Source organism: Paenibacillus sp. SAF-068, from assembly GCF_051967555.1.
In the GTDB taxonomy this organism is placed as follows: Bacteria; Bacillota; Bacilli; order Paenibacillales; family Paenibacillaceae; genus Paenibacillus.
In genome coordinates this window covers 17,893-41,824 of record NZ_JBQCJX010000012.1, presented here as the reverse complement: position 1 = coordinate 41,824, position 23,932 = coordinate 17,893, and the positions used below count along the sequence as shown (strand labels likewise).

Genomic DNA, 23,932 nt, shown 5'->3' with positions numbered 1-23,932 from the left:
CGTTATAATGCAAATACTTGTCTTTGAGTGTAAGTTTCCGGGTGGGATGGCCAACATTCGGCAAGATCCGCTATTGAGTGAACGATGCAATGAGGCGATCAATCGGGATAGACCGGCTAGGGAGCGCAGTTCAAACAAAACCGGGGGGTTGGGGATGAGAAATGATGTTCTTACAGCCATATGAAGTTTAATTCAAAAAAAGACCCTCCGGTAAAGGAAACAGGAACATTTCGCCTTATGCCGGAGAGACTGAGAACTCTATTAATACAGGTTTGCCTAATCATCAAAAAGATATGCAGTTCACTTAAAATAAACATGTGCCTTGCTGAATTCTGCATAACGCTTTCTGTTAATCAGTTTCCCGCCATACATCTGCACCGAGCAGGCGCAGATTAGTCACCAGGTGATCATAACCACGGTCGATATATTCGACTCCAGTCACTTCAGTCACACCTTCACTGACGGTGAGACCTGCTATCACCAGCGCCGCTCCAGCGCGAAGATCGGATGCTTTTACTTTGGCCGCATTTAATGCACTGCCTTCAATAATTGCTGACCGTCCTTCTACTCGAATCTTTGCGCCCATCCGTACCAACTCAGGCACATGCTTGAACCGATTACTGTATACAAAGTCGCTCAGGACACTCACACCAATTGCCTGTGTCAAAACACTCGTCATTGGTGACTGTAGATCCGTTGGAAAACCGGGATACACAAGCGCCTTCACGTCGACATGATTATAGTTCGGTTTGCCAATAACACGTATACTTTCATCCAATTCTTCAATGCCGACACCCATCTCCAACAGCTTTGCCGTTAAAGCTTCCAGATGTTTGGGAATCACATTGTCAATCAGAACATCTCCACGCGTTGCCGCTGCAGCGATCATATACGTACCGGCTTGGATACGGTCCGGAATGATGGAATGACGGCAGCCTTTCAGCTCCGAGACCCCTTCAATACGGATTGTTTCGGTACCTGCACCCTTGATGCTGGCACCCATGGAATTGAGAAGTGTTGCTACATCTATAATCTCAGGCTCTTTAGCCGCGTTTTCGATAATTGTAGAGCCTTTGGCACGAGTAGCCGCCAGCATGATATTTATGGTTGCGCCGACACTGCTTACATCAAGATAGATTTTTGCTCCGCGCAGCTCTTTGGCATGCAAATGAATGGAGCCATGTTCGTTTGTTACGGTTGCGCCAAGCGCTTCGAATCCTTTGATATGTTGATCAATTGGACGAGGCTCAAAATTACAGCCCCCTGGTAAACCTATAGTCGCTTCTTTGAAGCGCCCTAGCAATGCACCCATCATATAATACGAAGCGCGAAGCTTCTTCACGGGACCATTCGGCATAGGAATGGATTTGATATCAGAAGGGTCTATCTTCATCTGACTGCCTTCCCAAGTCACACGTGCTCCAAGTTCCTCCAAAATTTCTGCATAAACCGCCACGTCACTCAAAAGCGGCAGGTTGTCCAACACGACTTCTGACTCGGCAAGCAATGCTGCAGGAATAAGCGCAATGGCGCTGTTCTTGGCGCCGCTTATGGTTACAGTTCCCTGTAACGGACGTCCGCCACTAATCATCAATTTTTCCATAAAGCTTAATGTCCCCCTACGTGTTTTGCAGCCGATGAACGGCAATACGTGCTGATGGCTTCCGATGTAGAAATAAGGTGTGAAAATGGAAAGACACCGGCTAGGCGGTGTTTTTCCATTTTCACAGTATGGAACTGGTAAAGATAAATTACGCTTTGTTGTTAGAACCAAACTCGCGGATTTTACCTTTAACGGTTTCTTTGATTGCATCACGGCCTGGTACGATGAATGTACGTGGATCGTAAGCATCCGGTTTAGCTGCAAGCACTTCACGAACCACTTTGGAGAAAGCAATTTGGTTCTCTGTGTTTACGTTGATTTTGGATGTACCCAGGGAAATGGCTTTGTCGATGTCGTGTTTAGGAATACCTGTACCACCGTGCAATACGAGTGGAACTTGTACCGCGTCACGAACTTCTTCCATTTCTTTGAAGCCCAGGTTAGGCTCGCCATGGTAAGGACCGTGTACAGAACCAAGAGCAGGTGCCAATGTGTCGATACCTGTTTCTTTAACGATACGGATACACTCGTTCAGGTCAGCGTACATGATTCCGCCGATAACGTCGTCTTCTTGTCCGCCTACAGTACCTACTTCAGCTTCTACAGAAACGCCTTTAGCGTGTGCATATTCTACAACTTTTTTAGTCATTTCGATGTTTTCATCGATGGAGTGGTGGGAACCGTCGATCATAACGGATGTAAATCCAGCATCGATCGCTTCTTTACACTTGTCGAAGCTTGAACCGTGGTCCAGGTGAATAGCAACTGGTACGGAGATTTTCATGTCGTGAATGAGTCCTTCTACCATTTTAACTACAGTGTAGAAGCCGCCCATGTGACGCGCTGCGCCTTCAGATACGCCCAGGATTACTGGGGATTTTTCTTCTTCAGCAGCACCAAGAATCGCTTGAGTCCACTCAAGGTTATTGATGTTGTATTGACCAACTGCATATTTTCCTTCGAGTGCTTTGTTCAACATGTCTGTCATAGATACTAATGGCATGGTTTCAATCCTCCTAGGGGTTTGGGTTGTGTCTATGGTTTTTAGCCGAAATCACATACGGCCTTATTATACCACATCCCATGTCAAATACTAAACAAGCATTTGCAAAAATGCTGTGCTTTGCAGCACAGTTTTCATAGACAACGCTTTATAACTTCCCCATTTCCAATATTCCCCGGATGAAGGGGTGAAATACCCCATTCCTCCACCACGTACCATCTATGTTCTCCACACGCAAAAAAATCCTGTATCAACAGGATTCAGCTGCATTTATTGGCAGTACCATTACGAAGTTGCATATTTACAGCCACGCGCATCTCGTCGATATCAAACGGTTTTGTGAAATGCATGAGTGCTCCAAGATCCGTGGCTTCCTTAATCATGTCCAGTTCACCATAAGCAGTCATCATGATGACCTTGATATCCGGATCAATTTCCTTAATATGCTTCAGGATTTCCAGACCGTCCATCCCAGGAATCTTCATATCAAGCAATACCAAGTCAGGCTTGTCATTATTTACAATCTCCAGGGCGACCTTACCGTTAGGTGCTTGAAACGTGTTATATCCTTCACTGCTGAATACTTCCATTAACAGGATTCGAATACCATTCTGGTCATCAACAATCAAAACTTTTTTATCTTCCACTCTGTAACCTCCTAGAATTAGGAAAGCATGTACGTCATCGAATCTGGATAACTATCCCATAGTCGTCATGATAAGTATTCTACCTCTTCCATTAAAATCCTGCTACCTTTACAAAATGACAAAAAGCATTTCCACCGCTATTTACGCAAAAAAAGGGATGTTCCGGCAACCGCTACGGTTGCCGTGAACATCCCAATATCTATTACGTGAACACTAAAACATGATTATTTTTTGGCATTCTCCAATGAAGCTTTCACGAATTCACGGAACAATGGTTGCGGACGGTTCGGACGGGAAGTGAATTCCGGATGGAATTGTACCGCCAGGAACCATGGGTGTCCTGGAAGTTCCACGATCTCAACCAGACGTCCATCCGGGGATGTACCTGAGATAACCAGTCCTGCTTTTTCGATCGTTTCACGGTATTCATTGTTGAACTCATACCGGTGACGGTGTCTCTCATACACCAGCTCGTCATCATAACAAGCCATTGCCAAAGAACCTTCCTGAAGCTTACAAGGATACAGACCCAGACGCATCGTACCACCCAGATTTTCGATGTCTTTTTGCTCAGGCAACAGATCGATCACCGGGAATTCGGTAGCCGGATTAATCTCGGAGCTGTTTGCGCCATTCAAACCAACGATGGAACGTGCATATTCAATAACAGAAACCTGCATACCCAGGCAAATACCGAAGAACGGAATTTGTTTCTCACGAGCATAACGGATTGCCGATACTTTACCTTCAATACCACGATCTCCAAAGCCGCCAGGAACAAGGATACCGCCAATACCATGTAACAGGTCGCCTACATTTTCATCGGTAATATCTTCCGAAGGAACCCAGCGAATTTTGACATCGGCATTGGATGCAAATCCTGCGTGAGACAAAGACTCAACAACACTCAGGTAAGCATCATGCAGCGCCACATATTTACCAACAATAGCGATCTCAACCGTATGCTCCAGCTTGTTAATCCGGTCAACCAGCCCTTCCCACTCGCTCATATCCGGTGCAGGAGTAGTCAGTTTCAGGTGATTTACCACAATCTCATCCAAACCTTCTTCACGCAGGTTCAAAGGTACTTGATACAAGGTGTCTGCATCGCGACATTCAACCACGGCATTCTCATCAATGTCGCAGAAGAGAGCGATCTTGGCTTTCATGTCGTCAGACAATTCATACTCCGTACGGCATACAATCACATTCGGTTGGATACCGATGCTGCGCAGTTCCTTAACACTATGCTGCGTTGGTTTTGTTTTCACTTCACCGGCTGCTTTGATATAAGGAATGAGTGTTACGTGGATGTACATCACATTGTCGCGGCCTACATCACTCTTGATCTGACGAATGGCTTCCAGGAAAGGCAAACTCTCGATGTCGCCCACTGTTCCACCAATTTCCGTAATAACCACATCCGAACCCGCTTCACGTCCAGCGCGGAATACACGCTCTTTGATCTCGTTCGTAATGTGTGGAATAACTTGTACCGTTCCGCCCAGATATTCCCCGCGTCGCTCTTTGCTGATGACGGAAGAGTATACTTTACCAGTCGTGACGTTGCTGTTTTTGGAGAGGTTGATATCAATAAAACGTTCATAGTGGCCAAGGTCCAGATCCGTTTCCGCGCCATCATCCGTTACAAAAACCTCGCCGTGCTGATAAGGACTCATTGTCCCCGGGTCGATATTGATATATGGATCAAATTTTTGGATCGTTACTTTAAGCCCTCTGTTTTTCAGCAATCTGCCCAGCGAAGCAGCCGTAATCCCTTTGCCCAGGGAGGACACAACTCCGCCTGTCACGAAAATATACTTTGTCACTGTTATTACCCTCCTAATATAAGTACAGAAATTCAGGCGATATATGGTGTTATCGTAACCTGTTTCCCAGGTAATCATCGTTAAAAAGAGCAATGGCAGAAATTCCCTGCATCTGCGAACTGCTCTTTCTGCGAAGACGGTTTAAATACACGTTGTTCTACAGCAAAAAATGGTGCAAATATTCCGGTAGCCTTCATTTCATTTCGTGTTTTTGATATACAAAAACGGGCCACGAAATGTTGGCCGGGAGCATACGGAAAACAATCATTTTGCAAAATTATGCCTCTAAAAATACAAAAAAAAGTACTCCCGCAGGACGGGGCACCTTCTATAAAAAACATAAATATATTGTCGCTCATTCATAAGCCCATGCAATAGTTTACCCGTTACCCCGTCCGCTGTCAAGGCTGACTATTCCGGGGAAACGGGTAAATTATAGACGTCAAAAATGACTACCGATTATCAGAATCGTCGTCAAATTCATCCTCGTTTTCGGACTCTTCATCGTCTTCTTCGAGGTCTTCATCTTCCAGATCGTCATCTTCGACCAGCACTTCTTCTTCGCTGTCTTCTTCATCAAAGATGTCGTCTTCGTCTTCATCTTCTTCGTCTTCATCTTCGTCTTTATCCGTACTGTCGAAGTCTTCATCGCTGTTATAGCTATCTTCTTCTTCACCGAAGTCTTCATCTTCCAGATCATCATCTTCATCGTTGATGATACGCGGACGCTTCGCGCCCGTCATGGAATCTTCTGTTCCAGCTACCGGATACCAGCGCTTCAAGCCCCACAGACTTGTACCGACGCAAGCAAAACGACCATCGATATTAATCTCGGTATATAGCTGGGCGATAAACTCGTTGATTTCTTCATCAGTCATTCCGCGCTGCTTCGCTACCTCATTCATCAAGTCACGATAGTAATACGGCGTATTAGCCGCTTTCAGCACCATAAAGGCAAGGTCCACCAAAGGGATCTCTCTTACCTTTTCTTTATCAATTTTCAAATTGAGCGAGGTACTCACTGCAGACACTTCCTCTCACACAAAATTCACTTTATAACCCCTACGAACTGGACTGTTACATATAACATATCCATTAACAAACCTAAGTAAAACCTATTTAGCGTTAAAAAGCAAGTCTTTATGTACGGATGTGACGCAAATGCGGAGAGCAGCTCCAATCCATCCAATATCTTCAACGCGTTGTGACATTAAACTCATACGTATCCATCATTGCCAAAGAGACAACTCCATATTAAAAAAGACGGAGTCCCCTCCGCCTTCTGACTGTATACCCTTGAAGGATTGCTCCTCACCAGGTTCCCCGCAAGAGCCCTCTAGCTCTCCATCCATCATATGTCCCTGCGCCCGTTTTGACACGAAGAGAATGTGTTTTTATAAAAAAAGGGCAAGTTCCCCATGCGGCGGGATCAGCGCATTCATAGAATACCTCAGCATGTTCATCCCGAAGGGGGCTGCCCATTATGGACTATACTGGTTTATTGCATCAATTGATTGACGGAATGCGCCGCCCTGAACCAGAGCAGGGAGGGCGATATTTGATCCGATTTGCCAAACCGCAGCAGTACGAAGCCTGTCTCGTGGAATTATCCCGGATGCGAAATGAATTTACCGACCTTGGGGCCGTCCGCTCTTCGCGACTAGCTCGTTCCATTATTGCTACAGTGCAACGCCCAGAGGACTTATACCGCTATGGGGATGAAATTACGATTGAAGAAGACATCCCCATCTCCCTTCATGCCACCGCACTCCATAGCAAACCCAGCAATGCCCAGGGCATACCCTGGGGAGTGAAGCAGATCCGGGCACCCAAAGTATGGTCAGTGTCTACCGGACACCGGATTAAAATCGGTGTAATTGATACAGGTGCTGATTATCATCATCCTGATCTTCGATATTCCCTGGCACGCGGCATTAACCTGTTGAACCGCAGCCTGCTACCACATGATGATAACGGACACGGCACCCACATTGCGGGAACGATCGCCGCAGCCAACAGCACCGCAGGCATGATTGGTGTAGCTCCACGCTCCCTGATCTATCCCGTGAAGGCATTTGACCACAACGGATCGGCTTATGTATCCGACATTGTGCTCGGCATCGACTGGTGTGTACGCAACAAGGTCGATATCATCAATATGAGCTTTGGCATGAAAACACGCAGCAAGGCGCTTCTTGACGTTGTCAACCGTGCGTACCATGCCGGAATCGTCATTGTTGCTTCGTCAGGAAATGATGGCAAACGCCGCAGTATTGATTATCCAGCACGTTATCCCCAAACCATATCTGTTGGAGCAACCGACAAAAACAGACGCATTGCGTCCTTCAGCAATCGCGGTGCATACGTGGATGTCTATGCGCCTGGCGATAAGATCGTCTCTTCCTGGGTACAAGGCAAGCATCACGAGATGAGCGGCACCTCCATGGCGACCTCCCATGTGAGTGGTGCTATCGCCTTGCTGCTAGCAAAACATCCAGGGCTATCCCCAAGTGAAATCAAGACACTCGTGAAACGTGCTACAATCCCTTTGCGTGCCCGCAAAACCACCACTGCAAAAAGCAAGGTGCGTGGTGGTGAGATCGACGCCCTGAAGCTAATGCAGGAGGGAGGGGAGTGATATGCTATCCTGCTCTGTCTCGCTGTAGTTGGCAGGACTCAATTGATGCTCGGCGAAACATAGTAGCCCGGCCCAAGCGTTACCCGCGAAGGAGCATTGCGTAACGGCTGGCCTCTGGAGTACGCCTGCACCCATGGCAGAGCAAGGCAAGCTGTGTCCCCGAGGCAGGCCGGCGTCCTCAGCTTGGGGACAAAACAAAAAAGTCTCCATATACCACGTTGATGACGCAACGTGGGCATGGAGACTTTTTACTTTGGGCAGAGCGGCGATATGCCGGGAGCCTGAATTTACATTTTGTCCGGAGCGTTTACGCCTACCAGACGAAGCGCCGTTGCGATAACGGTACGCACAGCACCGATCAGCGCCAGACGTGCCTGAGTTTGCTGCGCGTCTTCCGTAATGACACGTTCTGCACGATAGTAGCTATGGAACAGGGATGCCAGCTCGTATACATAACGGATGATACGGTGAGGGGCATACCCTGTCGCCGCTGCCGCGATTTCTTCAGGCAGCTCTCCCATTTTGCGAAGAAGGTCATACTCGTGCTCTGTTGTCAGCTTGGACAGGTCGATCTGTGCCAGTGGCAGCAGTTCAATACCTTGTTCTTCAGCCTGACGGTATACGCTGCATACACGTGCATGCGCGTATTGTACATAGAATACCGGATTTTCATTGGATGTCGAAATCGCAAGGTCCATATCAAAGTCCAGATGGGAGTCCATGCTGCGCATGGTGAAGAAGTAACGGATAGCATCAATGCCAACCTCATCCATCAGATCTTCCATCGTTACAGCTTTACCTGTACGCTTGGACATCTTCACTTTTTCACCGTTCTGGAACAAGCTCACCATCTGTGCAATCAAGACCACCAGTTTCTCAGGGTCATTACCGAGTGCTTGCATTGCAGCTTTCATCCGTGGAATATATCCGTGGTGATCCGCACCCCAGATGTTGATCATTGTGTCATATCCACGCGCATATTTGTCACGGTGATAAGCAATATCTGGCGTCAGGTAAGTATACGTGCCATCGTTCTTGATCAACACACGTTCTTTGTCGTCACCATACTGCATTGTTTTCAGCCATGTTGCTCCATCTTGCTCATAGATCTCATTGCGGTCACGCAATTCATCCAGTACCCGCAAAACCTCTCCGTTGTCATACAGGGAGGTCTCGCTGAACCAGATGTCAAAGTTAACACGGAAGCGATTCAAGTCACGTTTGATCTTGTCCAGTTCCTTCTCCAGTCCAAAGTCACGGAAATAAGCTGCACGGTCACCCGGATGCATCGACAGCAATTCATCACCCTTTTCAGCAACGAGTTGCTTGGCGAATCCTTTAATATCTTCACCGTGATAACCGTCTTCAGGCATCTCGGCATCCTGACCCAGCTCTTGCAGATAACGAGCTTCAATGGAACGCGCCAGATTAAACACCTGATTACCTGCATCATTGATGTAGTATTCACGGGTTACTTCATATCCAGCGTAGTCAAGGATGTTACATAGAGCATCACCTACAGCTGCTCCACGGGCGTGACCCAGATGCAGACTGCCTGTCGGGTTGGCACTGACGAACTCCATCTCGACTTTGCGCCCTTCTCCGATGCTAATTCTTCCGTAGTCCTTGCCCTGCTCCTGCACAAGTGCAAGCACTGGATAAAGGTAACGCTTGTCCAATTTGAAGTTAATGAATCCTGGACCCGCAATCTCAGCCTTTTCGATGCCTGCTTCAGCCAGATTCAGATTGGCAATGATCTCTTCAGCAATCTGACGCGGATTGCGCTTGGCAATCTTGGTCAGCTGCATGGCAGCATTGGTAGCCAGGTCTCCGTGTGTCTTCTCACGCGGTACTTCCAATGTGATGGCTGGCAATTCTTCCTGCGTAACAATTCCGGCCGCCACAATGGCGTTGCCGATGGCCGTGCTTACCCGTTCGTTAATCGTATCTAGTGGATTACGTGTCATGAAATTGGTTCCTCCTGTATATGCAAACTAATCGCGAAATGTCCGGATTCTTCATCAAAGCGGTAAAAGTCGTAGCTCCACGCTGCGCGTGCGCTCAATCCCTGAATGGAAAGTTCCAGCTTCTGTGTATGCGTGGACAGGGCAAACGACATGTATGGTGACCGGTAGAAACCAGGAAGCTTCCGATTCAATTCAAAAGTCTGCTCCGATTCCACTTCACCATGACGTATAATCTTGATGGATTCTCCGCCCAGCTTCAATGTGGTGCGAGTTGTGCCTCCCTCGGGTCCAACCTCCGGTTCTTCATAACGAACATAAAGAACAGACCCTTTCAACACGGCTTCACCCTGCATTTCCTGCAGCACATCTTCACCTTCATAACGGCTGTGCAGCCGGATGTGTACCGGTCGCATGTTCGACATGAATGTTAACCTCCATTATATTCGAGGCGACGCAAAATCAGGCACGGCCGGTGAGAACAGCCCTTCCCGTATTGTTGTGTCGCTATACGCGCTCATATTCCCGGATAGCTCGCTATCCTACACTCTACTGTATAACTATATCCAGTTCCCTCGCTCAATTCAAATCCAAATTCAGAGTTTTTTCGTCATCAAGCCAAAAAAGAAGAGCCACACCTGTAAAGTGCAACTCCCTTTTGCTTCATTATAATAAATTTCATTCATCCGATCAGGCCCATTGCGATTCATAAGGAAAAGGACAAGTCGACTCGCTCAGCTTCGCTCGCACTTGTACGAGACAGCCACAGTGCCGACAAGTCGTGCCATATTGCAAACCTGGACAGACAGAGCAGATGGATAGCCGCCGCTCATATTCCTCATCCTGTACCGTCGGACGCGACCGTGAAGCAATCTCAACCAATCTGGCCATCTTGGCATCGCTAATCTTCACATCATACTGATCATTGCAACCTTTGCAAGGTTCCTGCCTTTTCATCATTAACCTTCTACAGCGATAACTCCAACGGATGCTGGAGGAAGAACAAAACGCAAAGTGTTATTCTCCAGTGTGAGTCCCTCCCACGTCACAGGCTGAACATGATTCGGCTGTTCAAAGGTATTAAATGCACCAAAATCAGCGTGATGCAAAATCTGCCCGGACACTTTAGCCGCTTGGGCTGTGTCCAGCTGACACACGACTTCCAATTCATCCATGTGGCTCAGATTACAAGCTGTCACATGAACGACCCCATCCTTGTTGCGGGAGGCTGACAAGCTGAGCTGCGGAATGGTGTCTTCTCCGAAGGTATACCCGGGGCTTTCAAAATTCAAATCCAGTCGCTGCGCATCCATATGCACCTGATACATATCAAACACATGATACGTAGGTGTCAGGAGCATTTTGTCCCCTTCCGTGAGCACAAGCGATTGAAGCACATTAACGATCTGCGCAAGGTTAGCCATCTGTACCCGTTTATTATGTTGATTAAAAATATTCAGGTTAACGGCTGCAAGCACAGCGTCCCGCATCGTATTCTGTTGATATAGAAACCCGGGGTTGGTTCCCGGCTCCACGTTATACCACGTGCCCCATTCGTCCACAATAATGCCAACTCTGCCCTCTGGATCATATTTGTCCATGATTTCGGAGTGTTTCACAAGCAATTCATCCATAAACAATGTTTTCTTCAACGTGGTAAACCATTCAGCCTCTCCAAAACCGGTAGCGTTCCCTTTGTCTTCCCACACACCTGTCGGAATCGTATAATAATGAAGACTGATGCCATCCATGAAACGGGCAGCTTCCCGCATCAACACTTCCATCCACTCATAGTTACTGTCGTTCGGGCCACATGCAATTTTATAAATCTGATTCCCCGAATAATTACGTACATATGTAGCGTAACGACGATATTCATCCGCATAATATTCTGGACGCATGTTGCCACCACAGCCCCAGTTCTCATTACCCACACCAAAATACTTCAGCTTCCACGGTTCTTCCCGGCCATTCTGTTTCCGCCAGTTCGCCATAGGAGACTCGCCATCAAACGTAATGTACTCCACCCATTCCTGCATCTCTTGCACTGTACCGCTTCCCAGGTTGCCACTGATATATGGCTCCGTGTCGAGCAGCTCACATAATCTCAAGAATTCATGCGTACCAAAGTGATTGTTCTCTTCCACGCCACCCCAGTGCGTATTGATCATCCGAGCACGCTCACTCTTCGGACCCACACCATCTTTCCAGTGATATTCATCCGCAAAACAACCGCCTGGCCAGCGGAGCACTGGAATATTAAGCTTCTGCAAGGCCGTCAATACATCATTTCGAATCCCATCCGTATTCGGGATAGGTGAATCTTCTCCTACCCACAGCCCCTCGTAAATACAACGTCCCAAATGTTCGGAAAAGTGACCGTATATATTGCGATTTATTAATCCTTGATCCGAATCTGCCCTTAGAATAACATCAACCATGATTTCAACCTCCAATAATTGTATTGTTATCGCTTACAATAACTTGTTTTCAAGCAGGTTTCAACCGTTTTTATTTCCACACAAACAAGCCCCTCCCCGCATCATTAGCCAGGAAGAGGCTTGTTCATTATAGATATTCATGCAGAGACATACCAAATTGATTTATCATTCATTTCCCATTTGGATTTACTCTGTTGTTATTTCAGATTAACAGGCTATTTAATCCTGTTCTGAAGGCAACAACATTTTTTGTGCCCATGTTGTTCCACCATCTGTAGTCTGATAGATCGCAGGTGAATTATCACTTGTTACGACGAGCCAACCCGTTTTGGCCGATAGGAAAGAAATACGGGAACTGTACCCCGGATCGTTCAAGTCAACGTTTTTCCACGTGGAACCCGTATCATAAGAACGTCCAATACCCACTTTGCCAGCTGCTGGTGAACCTGCAGACAGATAAGCTGTCTGATTACCAATCAACGCCATGTTTCCGGGATGCCCCCCCGGGTTGGCTGGTCCGGTTCCTTTGCCAGTACTGTTTGTCCCGGGTGCAGGTCCTCCTCCTGCTGTCGATTGCGCAAATACTTGGGTCCAGTTCTTGCCTTGATTACCGCTCGCATAGAGGGAGTACGATTGTTGGGACATGCCTGTGTCACCATACAGAAGGGCCCATACTTGCTGACCATGTGCATACAGATCCGCTCCACTCCATGTGCCTGAGACAACTCGAAGAGAGGTTGTCCAGTTCTTGCCGCCATCACTCGTTTGCTTTAAATGATATCCTGATCCGGGTACAACCACGACGGCATACCCTTGCTTCTCTGTCGCAAAGGCAGCTGCACGCGTGTTGGCGGGCGTATTCAATTTGTTCCAGGTTACCCCTCCATCCTTCGTCTGATATGCACCATTATAGGTGTAACCATAACCTACATCTTTGTTGCGAAAATCGATTACCTTGAATTGAATGCCCGGCGTATCGAGACGCGTCCAATGCGATCCCCCATCATGGGTACGGATCAGATAGGTTTGGGGTGAATTTTTCACTTGTGCCAAAGCATATCCATTCACATTATTCGGAAAATCAAGCTGTGTAAATTGCCACTGCCCGGTATATATGGACTGCCACGTACATCCTGCATTCGAGGTGCCAATCAGGAAGCCTTCACCCCCAGCTCGTCCAGTCGTATCATTAAGAAAATCAATGTCTGTAAATTGCAGGTGTTGCTCTTCCATACCGCTACCTTTTTTCAGTGTAGTAGCTAGTCCGTGATCTCCCTTTCCACATGCCTTTGAGGATGCAGCGTTAGCGCCTGATAGCGTATGTACCGGTCCCATCCCCCAAGCCAGCATTAACGATAATGCGAGTGCACCAATCCGTTTCCATGTCATTGTACTCTTGGTTGTCATCGTAACACCTCCTTCTATGGTTTTACCCAAAGTTGATGGTTGTAACGTAACAATCCGGGTGCATTTCGATGACAATTTCGCAAGAAAAAAACCACTTTACCCATGATTGGATCATGTGGGCAAGGGTGGTTCTTCACTAAATGGTGTGCACTCTAAGTTATATGGTAGAGGCATAGGAACATACGTGCTATAATCTATATTATGGACTTTTGAATTACGGTGGATGTTTTTCAGATCACGGCGTAGCTTCCCGAGAGGGGGTGACGTCGATGGTCAAACTTGTGGCGTTGCTTGATGTGATCCGATGGATTGCTGCGATCCTCAGTATTGTGCTGAGCGGACGAAAGCTTTACCGTTGGTTGCGCAAAAAGTTTCGTAGCAAGCGAAAACCCACCTCATAAGGTTGATCGCCTGACGGTGGGTTTCGCTTGAATAACAGTATTTAATTCATGCGCGCCGTGGCAGTCCACAGCCTTTCGGGTCCTAAGAGTCTTTGCCGTTGGCGCGGTGAAGACTCTTTTTTAGTATATGGTCGAACCCGATCACCATATACTTCACGAATGTAATATATCAATTAATATACTACTGAATACTTATGTAGTCAGTATAGCATAGCTCTGCACAGAAGTTAAATTAAGTTAAGTTAAGTTAACTTAATTTAACTTCGTAATTTCGTTTGGCAGAATCGTTTTAGTTCTATTATCCAGTCCGTTCTTTAAGTCGGAATAGTTGAGGACATAGTTAACATGAACGATAAAAAAACGCCCTCCCCTGCGCTAATTAGAAACGGCGCAGACAGAGAGCGTTATGTCTATCATTATTCTGTAATTACTTCACGAATCCAAGCAGCATTTCACGAATCAGCTTCGCAGCTACAATCTGTGTCTGTTGTGTCGGATCATAGATTGGTGCAACTTCAACCAAGTCACAACCAACTACATTTACATCAGATCCCGCGATCATATGAATGGCTTCAAGCAGTTCCTTGGACGTAATACCGCCCGCCTCTGCTGTACCTGTTCCTGGTGCTGCTGACGGATCAAGCACATCGATGTCGATGGTCACATACACCGGACGGTTGCCCATCTTCGGAAGAGCTTCCTTCATCGGAACTGCCACTTCAAATGGATAGAAGTTGATGTTCTCGCGACCATACTGGAACTCCTCACGGGAACCGGAACGGATACCGAACTGATAGATGTTTTGGCCACCCATCAACTCAGCTGCTTTACGCACTGGTGTGGAGTGGGACAATGGCTCGCCTTCATAGTTTTCACGAAGGTCAGCGTGTGCATCAATATGAATCAGGATAAGATCCGGGTATTTCTTGTACATCTGTTGGATGACTGGCCAAGTAACCAGATGCTCACCACCGAGACCAACTGGGAATTTGTCGTCAGCAAGCAGACTTCCGATGTATTCATGAATTACCTCAAGGCTGCGTCCCGCGTTACCGAAAGGCAAAAGCAGGTCTCCAGCGTCAAAGTACGTCATGTCTACAATGCTTTTGTCGAGATACGGGCTGTACTCTTCAAGTCCAACCGATGCCTGACGGATATGAGATGGGCCGAAACGGGAACCCGGGCGGAAGCTGACGGTGTAATCCATCGGCATACCATAGATAACTGCTTTCGAGTTCTCATAATCCTCAGAGCTGCAAATAAATACGTTTCCTGAATAAGCTTGATCCAGTTTCATTAATGATTTCCCCTTTATTTCGTTAAATCTTCCACGAATTTAGGAAGTACAAATGCTGCTTTGTGCAGACGCGGAGAGTAATACTTGGTATCCATCTCCGGGATTTGAGTCTCATCCACTTCGAGCGGGTCATGTTTCTTGCTCCCCATGGTGAATGTCCACAAACCACTTGGATAGGTTGGAATATTACAGCCGTACACATGTACGATCGGGAAGATTTCTTTGACGTCTTTGTTCACCTTCTGGATCAGATCCGCCTTGAACCAAGGATTGTCCGTTTGGGCAACGAAGATTCCGTCTTCTTTTAACGCTTCGTAGATGCCTTGATAGAAACCTCGCTCAAACAATGGAGCGGCCGGACCTACAGGCTCTGTAGAGTCTACGATGATCACATCGTATTCATTTTTATGTTCAATAATATGCATGTAGCCGTCGTTTACGAGCACTTCAACATTAGGCTCGTCCAACTTGCCGGCGATTTCAGGCAAATATTTTTTGGAGTATTCGATGACTTTACCGTCGATTTCGACGAGAACTGCTTTTTCTACAGCAGCATGCTTAATCACTTCACGAATGACTCCGCCATCGCCGCCACCGACAACCAGAACTTTTTTTGGATTCGGGTGAGTGTTCAGCGCAGGATGTGCCGCCATTTCGTGATATACGAATTCGTCTTTTACGGTCGTCATCACCATGCCATCAAGAAGCAACATGTTACCGAATTCCTCGGTTTCTACCATGGCCAAATCTTGAAAATCCGTTTTCTCTGTAACATAGGTCTGCTTAATCTTCGCGGTGATCCCGAATACCGGGGTCTGTTTCTCCGTAAACCACAATTCCATAATCTCTACCTTCTTTCCGTAAAGTTAATGATCAGCCATACCCGACAAAGCGCGGTGCACTATAATCGGTTCGCCCAAGCACGTCCAGCGTTCGGCGACATATCGCGTTATGATTGCCGGCCTGCGGGAAAGGTCCGCGGTTCACTTCATTATATAGATTAAATTGACCAGAGCGTGCAGAGCGTCTGACTAATCAATGAATCAATGACCATTCGTCTGTTCGTCCTTACGCGCTTTAGTATCTTGTGCCGAATCTTACCTTTTCATTACCCTTTTGCATTATACGCGATTGACGTTTATACTGCAAAACGGTTTTTCCGGGCGAAAATGCTACATTTTGTTTGCTTATGCACCCGATTGAATATCCCTGCCAATGAAGTCCCATACTGGAAGAAAAGAGAGGAGCCCGTTCCATGACCAAGCCAAATCAAAAGACCCGCAAACGCGGGTTCCGTGTACGTAAATTCATTAAAAACCTTTCTCTGCTCGCCGTGCTGGCTATGCTTGCCACCGCTGCAGGATTGGTGTACCTATACGCAACAAGCCTGCCCCTCGCAGACTCTGACCGGAATTCACGATTGCTGGACAGTCAAGGTGAAGTGATCGCTACATTCTCCGCAGGTGGCAAAGACTCGGTTCCCGTTCAACTGGAGGATATCGCTCCGGATCTCGTTAACGCCACTCTGGCTGTAGAGGATCGCAAATTCTATAATCATTACGGTTTTGACGTTCAAGGGATGGGACGAGCTGTGCTCGTTAACCTTGAACATATGCAGATGTCACAAGGCGCGAGTACGTTGACTCAACAACTGGCTCGTAACCTATATCTATCTCATGAGAAAACATGGACCCGCAAAGCCAAGGAAGCCATGTACACTGCACAATTGGAGATGAAATACAGCAAGGATGAAATTTTGCAGATGTATCTGAATGAAATCTATTATGGGCACGGTGCGTACGGAATCGAAGCAGCTTCGCGAATGTATTTTGGCAAATCAGCCAAACAGCTGGATCTCGCAGAAAGCGCCATGCTGGCAGGCATCCCGAAAGGACCGACCTACTATTCACCCTATAACCATATGAAAAATGCCAAAGACCGGCAGAAGATTGTGCTGAATGCGATGGCTGATATCGGCAAGATTACCCAAACCGAAGCAGATAAAGCTTATGAGCAAATGCTTGCATTCAAACCGGAAAGCGAACGTAAAACGGTGGAAAGTGCTCCGTATTTCCGCGACTATATCCGTAATCTGGCCATCAAAGAACTGGGAATCAGTGAAGCGATGCTGGATCATGGGGGATTGAATATCTACACCACTCTGGATCTGCGTGTACAAAAAGCTGCTGAAGACGCCATAGCGAAGGGTATGGATGCCAAAAGTGAGCTGGAGACAGCTCTGGTGTCCATCGACCCTCGGACGGGCTACATTAAAGCCATGGTGGGCGGCAAGAATTACCGCACCAACCAGATTAACCATGTACTGGCGACCACACGCCAGCCAGGTTCGGCGTTTAAACCCATTATGTATCTGGCAGCCCTGGAGTCCAAGCAGCTTACCAGTGCATCCATGTTCAACAGTGAACCTACCCTGTTTCATTATGATAATGACCGCAAAACCTATAAACCTGGCAATTTCGGAGACAAGTATCTGGGTGAAATTGATCTTAGGCAGGCGATCGCCGCTTCAGACAATATCTACGCAGTGAACACCATTATGCAGATCGGTCCTGAGCAAGTGGTGAGTATGGCGAAAAGCCTCGGCATTACAAGCAACCTGAGCGCCGTGCCCTCTCTTGCACTGGGAACCTCACCCGTTAGCCCGCTGGAGATGGCGTCTGCCTTTTCCGTCATTGCTGCTGGTGGACAACGGACGCCACCTGTCGCCATTCTGCAAGTGACGGATGCAGCAGGACGCGTACTCTATGAGTCGCCTCAAACCAAAGCTGAGACCGTAGTGGAGCCTGCGGCAGCTTATGTACTAACGCGTTTGATGGAAAGTGTGTTTGAAAATGGGGGAACGGGTAACCGGGTATCAGCCGCGATCAAACGTCCGGTCGCCGGAAAGACAGGCACGACCAATACGGATGCCTGGCTCGTTGGATTCACACCGGAGCTCTCTACCGCCGTATGGGTTGGGTACGACCAAGGCAAAGCCATCTCGACTTCGGATGGCCGCCGGGCTGCACCAATCTTTGCCCAGTTCACAGAGCAAGCACTTGCGAGTGTACCACCCAAAATTTTCACCGTGCCTGATCATGTCGTAAGTGTCTATATCGACCCGGAATCCGGCAAGCTGGCAGGCAACGGTTGTAAAGAGAAACGGCTGGAAGTTTTTATTGATGGCACTGAACCGACAGAGGTGTGTCATGGCACGACGGATGATTCGGATTCTGGAGAGGATGAGAAGGCCCGTCGGGTACAGAATCAACAAGGCATACAGGAAGAGAAACATTCCTGGTGGGGTGATTTCAAACGTTGGTGGGTAGAATGACGCAAATGCACGATGACTTAATTGCGTCACCCATGACCACTTTGTATATTGAGCGTTTGGAAATTCACTCCGGATGAAAACTCATAATTATTCAGGTTAATGAATATGGTTAATGCAAAAGCAAAAGAACCCCAAACCGAACTTTCCGGTCAAGGGGCCTTTTGCTTTTTTTATATATTTTGTTGAATGTTCTGCCTTAGGCGAGTGCTTCTTTCAATTCATCTGGAGAAGCGTTCCACCATTCTTCGTTATGCGAGATCAGCAGCGTTTTGAGAGCAGCCTTATCTTCAGGCCCCAGCTCATCCAGCATGAAACGGCGCTTCATGGCATAATCCATGCGATTCACATGTTCAGCCAGCAGTTTCCATCCACGTCTTGCTTCTGTATCGATCCACATCTCACATGCCGTTGCTCCACCATACAGTTGCCCCTGCTCCGTGCGATCCACAGCTACCCACACCAGCCATACCTGGCGTCCGTTGGGTACATCCTCACGATTCGTCGAGAACTTGATATTGCGCTCCACTTTACTCTTCGCATGCATCGCACCAATATCAATTTTGGCTTCGCCATTATCAATAATGACCGGAGAAAGGTTATTCAGATCAATGGAGCCTGCACCGAAGCCTTTATGTTTGCTTTTTGCACTAACGATATTCAAGGCAATCTGTTTTTTGCCGTTTTGCTCGTTTTGGTCCATGTTTATAGCCTCCAAGGGTTGATACAAATATTTTAACTAATAATTGGCCCATTGCAAACATATACATGCTGTAGATGCTTGTCAACGGGAGGTATTTATCGATGATTCCACGACGCGCCAAGAGCTGGCTCACCGCATCCCTGGCCCTGTGTGTGCTGGCCGGAGGGATATGGATCACTCTGGGTTATACTCACTCAACTCATTCCGAATTGCCAACACTTGCCCCGGAATCGGGCAAGCCCAAGGCAAAAGCCCCAACGCCAGCACCTCCAGAAAGTGTACAGACCCCCACTGCCGAAGTGTACAGCAACCGTGTTGTGGAATATCACATGGATGTAAAACTGGTCGAAGGGAACGTACTGGAAGGAACTCAGACGATTACCTGGACACACCCAGGTAAAAAAACCGTCAGCGAACTTTACCTTCATATGTATCCCAACGCCTTCTCTTCTGCTGACACCACCTTTATGAAGGAATCCGGTGGAAAACTTCGGGGTGATGTCATGCCTACCAATGGTTATGGCTCGATGAACATTACCGAAATGAAAACGGAGGACGGGCTCTCTCTGCTGCACCGGATGCAGTATGTGCAACCAGATGACGGAAACATCAAGGACACCACACTCATTAAAGTACGCTTGCCCAAACCCGTCAAAGGCGGGGAAAGCATTACAATCCATACCCGATTTGTGGTGAATCTGCCGAAAATTTTCGCCCGGATGGGAACTGCCGATGATTTTGTCATGGCAGGTCAATGGTTCCCCAAATTAAGTGCATATGAGCCTGTGGGCAGACGCGGACGGACAACGGAGGGCTGGAATCTGCATCAATACCATGGCAATTCAGAGTTTTACGCCGACTTCGGTATATATAGTGTGCGTATTCGGGTGCCTGAAACATACAAAGTTGCTGCTACCGGATTTCCGACACAACAAGCTGTGGTGAAGAACGGAGAAAAGGTCTATCAATTCTATGCTGATGATGTGCATGATTTCGCCTGGGCAGCTTCACCGGATTTTGTCTACGCCGAGGAACCCTTTTCTGCACCCAATGTGCCCGGTGTACGAATCAAGTTATATCTGGATCCTGCTCATCAGGATTTGAAAGAACGTTATTTCTACGCCGCTAAAGCCGCACTAGCCAATTATAGCAAATGGTTTGGCCCATATCCTTACGCTACCTTATCCATCGTTGTTCCACCCAAAGCGGGGAACGGTGCTGGAGGTATGGAATACCCTACGCTGGTTACAGCCTTTGGAGCCGATGATACTACTCCAGGTTATGACCTGGAACGTACCGTAGTCCATGAGATCGGACACCAGTATTTCTATGGCATGGTTGCCAGCAACGAATTCGAGGAAGCCTGGCTGGATGAGGGATTCACCTCTTATGCAGAAGACAAATTAATGGAGCAGGAATACGGGTTGATTCCGAATCTGCCGGTACAATCAGGCCTGATTACGTCTCCTTCGTCTTTGACACAGGAATCCTGGAAGTTCGATTCACAGAATGAGTATGCTGCCAATGTTTACACACGCGGCAAGCTTGTATTGCTGGGTATTGAACATCAAGTCGGCACAAAAAAGATGGAACGCATTCTCTCTACCTATGTGAAGAAGTACCGCTTCAAACATCCCACTTCGGCTGATTTTCAGAACGTTGTGGAACAAGTGACCCGCACTTCCTGGTCTGATTATTTTGATCAATACGTCTATGGTAACGGGATGGCTGACTTTGCTGTAGAGAAGATTCGTGTTACGCCTGTACAGAAAGACGGCCAAACATTGTACGAGTCATCCGTGACGATCGCAAAAAAAGGTAGTGATTACAACGCGGTTCCTGTTCGAATTGCTTTTGAAGACGGACACACCCTCACCAAGCAATGGGATGGCAAAGAAGATCGCATTACTTATAAATTAACGCACACATCCCCCGTAACCTGGGCCATGACCGATCCCCTGTACACGATCGTGCTGGAGAACCGCCATATGAACAATTTCCTGAAATCCGGACTGGATGAGCAGACGAAGTCCCGCTGGAGCATGAGTGTAACCAAACTAATAGAAGCCATATTCGGAGGTCTGTCATGGTGAGGTGGAAACGGTGAAAGCGAAAATACGTGAAGGCTGGTTTCTCGTCCGTCAGCATATGTTCATTGCGTCACTCTTATTTCTTTATCAACTCATTTGGGGATATTTCTTCTATCGAATCGTACAATCGGCGGTCATCCCACTTCTCCTGCGCTATCCAGATCCTGATGCCGGGGAGCTGAGTACACTTTTGTTCAAAATGGAAAGCCAACTTAACCTGTCTACCCATCCGGAGGTTCATCGTTATCTATGGATCCTGGGGGGCATGCTGCTAATTCGCATGTTGATCAGCCCCCTCATTCAGGCCGGACTGCTCTACTCCCTTCAGCACTTTAATTCTACAGAGGAGCGTATCCCATTCGTCCGCGGAATCAAAATTCTGTGGAAACCGATGCTGCTGCTCCACACCATACGTACATTATTGATACTTCTGCCCGCCTATTGGCTCATACCGAAGCTCTACTCGATCCTCATGGATGGATTCCATTCCCTTCAATTACTTGTGCCTGGTATACCTTATGTTGCTGCCTGGATTGTATATGGTTGGGTGATCCACCATGCCCTGCTCTACATGCAGTTCGGTGTCTCGGCACCTGAAGGAGAAGGCGGGGCTCACGGTACTCTCATGGCACTCTGGATTGCACTGCGTCATCTCTTCGCCGTAATCGGCATTGCACTCCTGCTGGGCGGAATTCATCTGCTCGTCTTCGGGGCATTCACTTCAGCATCATGGTTATTAACGGGGCTTACCGGACTTATACTACAACAGACGTATCCACTAGCCAGATGTTTATTGAGTCTGTGGAAAATATGCAGCCATTTCCGATTATGGCAGTCCAAAATAGCCAAAGGTGAGAGCAGATAGTTTAAAAATTGTTACCATCACATGTTAAACTCATGGCCTAATATGTACTTATAAATAGGCAAACCTCAACCTTTTCCCGTCAAAGGTCGAGGTTTTTTTTGCTAATTTTTTTGCTAAACGTTGCCAAAGCCGCACTCCTCTGTTACAATAATCGCAGTGAGTTTTTAGTAACAACTTTGTAATCTTTACATTCATATTTGTAACTACTTAAAATTAAATCGTCATTTCTTGATTTCGCAGGTGCATAACTAGCATAGCCAAATTCCTGGCACCTGGGAAGCGGGGGAACCAGTTATGGGTGAATTGATCTTGCTACAGAGGGATCATAGGGGACCTTCAACCGAATCCTTAAGCTAACCTCGCAGGCGTTGGAAGGGGAATATCTCTTGTTCAAGAAGAAATTAACCGCAGCTGTACTTAGCATCACATTCGCATTATCGCTTGGTGCAGGTAGCGCATTCGCAGATTCAAAAATGGATAAAGTAATTGATTCAGCAATGGGAACTACATACAAAAGTGGGGGAACAACGCTTAACGGCTTTGACTGCTCCGGATTTACACGGTATGTATTCGACAAATTGGGGATTGATTTGGCACGCCAATCGAGTTCCCAATTCGACATGGGTGATTCCGTATCCCGCATGGAAATGAGAGCTGGCGATCTGGTATTCTTTAATACTACAGGTAAAGGCGTATCACATGTAGGAATCTTTGTAGGGGATGGAAAGTTCGCACACTCCTCTTCTTCCAAAGGCGTTACGATCAGTGCATTGAGTGAAAGTTATTGGGCCAATCGTTATGTTGGCGCTAAACGGATTATGAGCACGGACGCGTATGAATCACTGGCCCTTGACTAGGGACAAGCTGAGCAACATGATACTGTAACCATGAACCATACTGGAACGAAACAAGAAGCATAACAGAACCGCCCGGTACATTCTCCGCAGGAATGTATCCGGCGGTTTTTTTGTGCTTCCATCCTGATTCATGTTGCAAGTTACACTCGGGGTATATCCTGCCACATTAACAGGTTCATTTTGCGTTCGTTCGTCCGTGCCCTTATGATGTTTTTACCCACCCTGTTATAATATAAACGGAATTACCGGAACTTTTGTTTCATATTTTTTCTGGTAAAGGGAAACTTGCCAAATCAATATCTCTTTTGTAGAGTGAACTAAGAGTTCTGTGTCAAGGAAAGGAGCATGCAGACGTATGAAGGAAGCCCCTGTGACGTTTCATGTTGTACCGATGCAAGAAGAACATGCGGAGCTCATCTGCAGTTGGCAGTATGATCCGCCTTACAATATCTATAGCTGGCTCCCCTGGGAGCAGATGAAAGCGCTGGAAGTGGAATTCGGAGATGCACAACTGCGGCAGGAGCAATATGCGATCGTCCTGGATCAGAATGATCGTATAAGTGGATTTGCTCAATACTTCCCACTTCAAGGGGTAACCCGGATTGGCCTCGGGATGCATCCAGAGCTTTGCGGACAGGGTCAAGGGACAGCCTTTGTCACGGCCATTGTACAGGAAGCTATTCGCCGAAATCCCACGAATGAGATTGATCTGGAAGTGCTCACTTGGAACACTCGTGCCATTCAAGTCTATCTGAAGAGTGGATTTGTCACGCAGGATACATACGAACGACAGACTCCGAGCGGCTTGATGCCCTTCCACTGCATGGTCTATGAAGGGCCACGTGGTTAGAATCTA

General features: G+C 47.3%; 20 protein-coding genes and 1 riboswitch. Of the genes, 7 read left to right on the top strand and 13 right to left on the bottom strand.

The window, feature by feature from the left end:
* Positions 1-349: 349 nt before the first annotated feature.
* The 5 genes from ACTHPG_RS27905 to rpoE form a co-directional block, all read right to left on the bottom strand.
* On the bottom strand, positions 350-1,603 hold the full coding sequence (locus ACTHPG_RS27905; protein WP_440392525.1) for a UDP-N-acetylglucosamine 1-carboxyvinyltransferase: 1,254 nt from the start codon (positions 1,601-1,603) through the stop codon (positions 350-352).
* A gap of 148 nt (positions 1,604-1,751) precedes the next feature.
* Positions 1,752-2,606 carry a class II fructose-1,6-bisphosphate aldolase gene (fba, locus tag ACTHPG_RS27900; protein WP_091039193.1) on the bottom strand — a complete coding sequence of 285 codons (855 nt, stop codon included), beginning with the start codon at positions 2,604-2,606 and terminating at the stop codon, positions 1,752-1,754.
* Positions 2,607-2,866: 260 nt separating this feature from the next.
* Entirely contained in the window at positions 2,867-3,253 is a 387-nt protein-coding gene (locus tag ACTHPG_RS27895; protein ID WP_278297415.1) for a response regulator, read from the bottom strand.
* Positions 3,254-3,477: 224 nt separating this feature from the next.
* Entirely contained in the window at positions 3,478-5,082 is a 1,605-nt protein-coding gene (locus ACTHPG_RS27890; RefSeq protein ID WP_278297416.1) for a CTP synthase, read from the bottom strand.
* A gap of 452 nt (positions 5,083-5,534) precedes the next feature.
* Positions 5,535-6,104, bottom strand: coding sequence for a DNA-directed RNA polymerase subunit delta (rpoE, locus tag ACTHPG_RS27885; RefSeq protein WP_440392524.1), 570 nt, complete (start codon positions 6,102-6,104; stop codon positions 5,535-5,537).
* Positions 6,105-6,565: 461 nt separating this feature from the next.
* Here rpoE and ACTHPG_RS27880 point away from each other — a divergent pair, with 461 nt between their 5' ends.
* Positions 6,566-7,720, top strand: a complete 1,155-nt coding sequence (locus ACTHPG_RS27880; protein WP_440392523.1) for a S8 family peptidase — start codon at positions 6,566-6,568, stop codon at positions 7,718-7,720.
* Positions 7,721-8,007: 287 nt separating this feature from the next.
* Here ACTHPG_RS27880 and argS read toward each other — a convergent pair whose 3' ends face one another.
* The 5 genes from argS to ACTHPG_RS27855 all read right to left on the bottom strand — a co-directional run bounded on the left by argS (position 8,008) and on the right by ACTHPG_RS27855 (position 13,532).
* The gene (argS, locus tag ACTHPG_RS27875; protein WP_440392522.1) at positions 8,008-9,687 is read right to left on the bottom strand and encodes an arginine--tRNA ligase; all 1,680 of its coding nucleotides are present in this window, start codon (positions 9,685-9,687) and stop codon (positions 8,008-8,010) included.
* Positions 9,684-10,109 carry a DUF1934 domain-containing protein gene (locus ACTHPG_RS27870; RefSeq protein WP_440392521.1) on the bottom strand — a complete coding sequence of 142 codons (426 nt, stop codon included), beginning with the start codon at positions 10,107-10,109 and terminating at the stop codon, positions 9,684-9,686. Before ACTHPG_RS27870 ends, argS begins: the two co-directional genes overlap by 4 nt.
* 265 nt (positions 10,110-10,374) lie before the next feature.
* Positions 10,375-10,644 carry a DUF6171 family protein gene (locus tag ACTHPG_RS27865; protein WP_440392520.1) on the bottom strand — a complete coding sequence of 90 codons (270 nt, stop codon included), beginning with the start codon at positions 10,642-10,644 and terminating at the stop codon, positions 10,375-10,377.
* Positions 10,644-12,125 (bottom strand): alpha-N-arabinofuranosidase, encoded by a 1,482-nt coding sequence (locus tag ACTHPG_RS27860; RefSeq protein WP_440392519.1) that lies wholly within the window; start codon positions 12,123-12,125, stop codon positions 10,644-10,646. Before ACTHPG_RS27860 ends, ACTHPG_RS27865 begins: the two co-directional genes overlap by 1 nt.
* Positions 12,126-12,344: 219 nt before the next feature.
* On the bottom strand, positions 12,345-13,532 hold the full coding sequence (locus ACTHPG_RS27855; RefSeq protein ID WP_440392518.1) for a WD40/YVTN/BNR-like repeat-containing protein: 1,188 nt from the start codon (positions 13,530-13,532) through the stop codon (positions 12,345-12,347).
* Between the two features lie 269 nt (positions 13,533-13,801).
* Here ACTHPG_RS27855 and ACTHPG_RS27850 point away from each other — a divergent pair, with 269 nt between their 5' ends.
* Positions 13,802-13,933 (top strand): hypothetical protein, encoded by a 132-nt coding sequence (locus tag ACTHPG_RS27850; RefSeq protein ID WP_017691304.1) that lies wholly within the window; start codon positions 13,802-13,804, stop codon positions 13,931-13,933.
* 427 nt (positions 13,934-14,360) lie between these two features.
* Here the strand turns inward: ACTHPG_RS27850 and speB are convergent, their stop codons facing one another.
* Positions 14,361-15,230, bottom strand: a complete 870-nt coding sequence (gene speB / locus ACTHPG_RS27845) for an agmatinase (protein WP_440392517.1) — start codon at positions 15,228-15,230, stop codon at positions 14,361-14,363.
* Positions 15,231-15,244: 14 nt separating this feature from the next.
* Positions 15,245-16,072, bottom strand: a complete 828-nt coding sequence (gene speE, locus ACTHPG_RS27840) for a polyamine aminopropyltransferase (protein WP_017691306.1) — start codon at positions 16,070-16,072, stop codon at positions 15,245-15,247.
* 413 nt (positions 16,073-16,485) lie between these two features.
* On the opposite strand from speE, the gene ACTHPG_RS27835 reads away from it, so the two are divergent.
* On the top strand, positions 16,486-18,564 hold the full coding sequence (locus tag ACTHPG_RS27835) for a transglycosylase domain-containing protein (RefSeq protein ID WP_440392516.1): 2,079 nt from the start codon (positions 16,486-16,488) through the stop codon (positions 18,562-18,564).
* A gap of 196 nt (positions 18,565-18,760) precedes the next feature.
* Here the strand turns inward: ACTHPG_RS27835 and ACTHPG_RS27830 are convergent, their stop codons facing one another.
* The gene (locus tag ACTHPG_RS27830) at positions 18,761-19,264 is read right to left on the bottom strand and encodes a YwhD family protein (protein WP_278297427.1); all 504 of its coding nucleotides are present in this window, start codon (positions 19,262-19,264) and stop codon (positions 18,761-18,763) included.
* A gap of 101 nt (positions 19,265-19,365) precedes the next feature.
* Here ACTHPG_RS27830 and ACTHPG_RS27825 point away from each other — a divergent pair, with 101 nt between their 5' ends.
* The 4 genes from ACTHPG_RS27825 to ACTHPG_RS27810 all read left to right on the top strand — a co-directional run bounded on the left by ACTHPG_RS27825 (position 19,366) and on the right by ACTHPG_RS27810 (position 23,926).
* Complete coding sequence (locus ACTHPG_RS27825) at positions 19,366-21,357, top strand: M1 family metallopeptidase (protein WP_440392515.1); 1,992 nt, start codon at positions 19,366-19,368, stop codon at positions 21,355-21,357.
* Positions 21,358-21,367: 10 nt separating this feature from the next.
* Positions 21,368-22,219 carry a hypothetical protein gene (locus ACTHPG_RS27820; RefSeq protein ID WP_440392514.1) on the top strand — a complete coding sequence of 284 codons (852 nt, stop codon included), beginning with the start codon at positions 21,368-21,370 and terminating at the stop codon, positions 22,217-22,219.
* A 245-nt stretch (positions 22,220-22,464) separates the two neighbouring features.
* A riboswitch (cyclic di-AMP (ydaO/yuaA leader) is annotated at positions 22,465-22,602 on the top strand.
* 3 nt (positions 22,603-22,605) lie between these two features.
* The gene (locus tag ACTHPG_RS27815; protein ID WP_440392513.1) at positions 22,606-23,076 is read left to right on the top strand and encodes a C40 family peptidase; all 471 of its coding nucleotides are present in this window, start codon (positions 22,606-22,608) and stop codon (positions 23,074-23,076) included.
* A gap of 355 nt (positions 23,077-23,431) precedes the next feature.
* Complete coding sequence (locus ACTHPG_RS27810; protein WP_440392512.1) at positions 23,432-23,926, top strand: GNAT family N-acetyltransferase; 495 nt, start codon at positions 23,432-23,434, stop codon at positions 23,924-23,926.
* The last annotated feature ends 6 nt before the right edge of the window (positions 23,927-23,932 follow it).

Excerpts from the sequence above, each read along its gene's own strand:
- ACTHPG_RS27905 (WP_440392525.1), bottom strand. The coding sequence starts at position 1,603 with ATGGAAAAATTGATGATTAGTGGCGGACGTCCGTTACAGGGAACTGTA.
- fba (WP_091039193.1), bottom strand. The coding sequence starts at position 2,606 with ATGCCATTAGTATCTATGACAGACATGTTGAACAAAGCACTCGAAGGA.
- ACTHPG_RS27880 (WP_440392523.1), top strand. The coding sequence starts at position 6,566 with ATGGACTATACTGGTTTATTGCATCAATTGATTGACGGAATGCGCCGC.
- argS (WP_440392522.1), bottom strand. The coding sequence starts at position 9,687 with ATGACACGTAATCCACTAGATACGATTAACGAACGGGTAAGCACGGCC.
- ACTHPG_RS27870 (WP_440392521.1), bottom strand. The coding sequence starts at position 10,109 with ATGTCGAACATGCGACCGGTACACATCCGGCTGCACAGCCGTTATGAA.
- ACTHPG_RS27865 (WP_440392520.1), bottom strand. The coding sequence starts at position 10,644 with ATGATGAAAAGGCAGGAACCTTGCAAAGGTTGCAATGATCAGTATGAT.
- ACTHPG_RS27860 (WP_440392519.1), bottom strand. The coding sequence starts at position 12,125 with ATGGTTGATGTTATTCTAAGGGCAGATTCGGATCAAGGATTAATAAAT.
- ACTHPG_RS27855 (WP_440392518.1), bottom strand. The coding sequence starts at position 13,532 with ATGACAACCAAGAGTACAATGACATGGAAACGGATTGGTGCACTCGCA.
- ACTHPG_RS27850 (WP_017691304.1), top strand. The coding sequence starts at position 13,802 with ATGGTCAAACTTGTGGCGTTGCTTGATGTGATCCGATGGATTGCTGCG.
- speB (WP_440392517.1), bottom strand. The coding sequence starts at position 15,230 with ATGAAACTGGATCAAGCTTATTCAGGAAACGTATTTATTTGCAGCTCT.
- speE (WP_017691306.1), bottom strand. The coding sequence starts at position 16,072 with ATGGAATTGTGGTTTACGGAGAAACAGACCCCGGTATTCGGGATCACC.
- ACTHPG_RS27835 (WP_440392516.1), top strand. The coding sequence starts at position 16,486 with ATGACCAAGCCAAATCAAAAGACCCGCAAACGCGGGTTCCGTGTACGT.
- ACTHPG_RS27830 (WP_278297427.1), bottom strand. The coding sequence starts at position 19,264 with ATGGACCAAAACGAGCAAAACGGCAAAAAACAGATTGCCTTGAATATC.
- ACTHPG_RS27825 (WP_440392515.1), top strand. The coding sequence starts at position 19,366 with ATGATTCCACGACGCGCCAAGAGCTGGCTCACCGCATCCCTGGCCCTG.
- ACTHPG_RS27810 (WP_440392512.1), top strand. The coding sequence starts at position 23,432 with ATGAAGGAAGCCCCTGTGACGTTTCATGTTGTACCGATGCAAGAAGAA.